This is a genomic window from Shewanella sp. SW1 (genome assembly GCF_025653545.1).
Taxonomy (GTDB): Bacteria; Pseudomonadota; Gammaproteobacteria; order Enterobacterales; family Shewanellaceae; genus Shewanella; species Shewanella oncorhynchi.
The window spans coordinates 1-574 of the sequence record NZ_JAKKSG010000062.1 but is presented as its reverse complement, the minus strand read 5'-3'; the positions used below and the strand labels follow the sequence as shown (position 1 = coordinate 574).

Below are 574 nucleotides of genomic sequence, written 5' to 3'. Positions count from 1 at the left end.
GTTAAAGAGCGGGCTTAAAAAAGCCAAAGATAATTTTTAAGTTTATCTTTGGCATCTCTATCCATAGTGCATATGCCTTATTACTTTGCAATAAAGTCAGAATAAGGTGTAAATGGTGGAGCTATGCGGGATCGAACCGCAGACCTCCTGCGTGCAAGGCAGGCGCTCTCCCAGCTGAGCTATAGCCCCATTTACATGCAGTGCGAGTAAGTAAGATGTTCCAAACCTCTAAAAGGATTGGTTTGCCAATCATTTCTTATCAAGGCGGACAGTGGCGACGTTTAGTTCACTAAACGAGTCACTTTCCAACGCTGAGAAGGAAGGATTGGTGGGTCAGAGTGGACTTGAACCACCGACCTCACCCTTATCAGGGGTGCGCTCTAACCAGCTGAGCTACAGACCCATCTTTTACTCTTTCTTCTATCAAGCAAATCTGTGTGAACACTCAACAAACATTAAGTTAGTCGTATAGGTAAGGAGGTGATCCAGCCCCAGGTTCCCCTAGGGCTACCTTGTTACGACTTCACCCCAGTCATGAACCACAAAGTGGTGAGCGCCCCCCCGAAGGTTAAGC

Annotated in this window: 2 tRNA genes and 1 rRNA gene; all 3 read right to left on the bottom strand. The window is 46.9% G+C overall.

Going from position 1 to position 574, the window contains the following annotated elements:
* Positions 1–113: 113 nt before the first annotated feature.
* Positions 114–189 (bottom strand) — tRNA-Ala (locus L5M71_RS23065).
* A gap of 137 nt (positions 190–326) precedes the next feature.
* Positions 327–403 (bottom strand) — tRNA-Ile (locus L5M71_RS23060).
* A 70-nt stretch (positions 404–473) separates the two neighbouring features.
* A 16S ribosomal RNA gene (locus tag L5M71_RS23055) occupies positions 474–574 on the bottom strand; the annotation flags it as partial.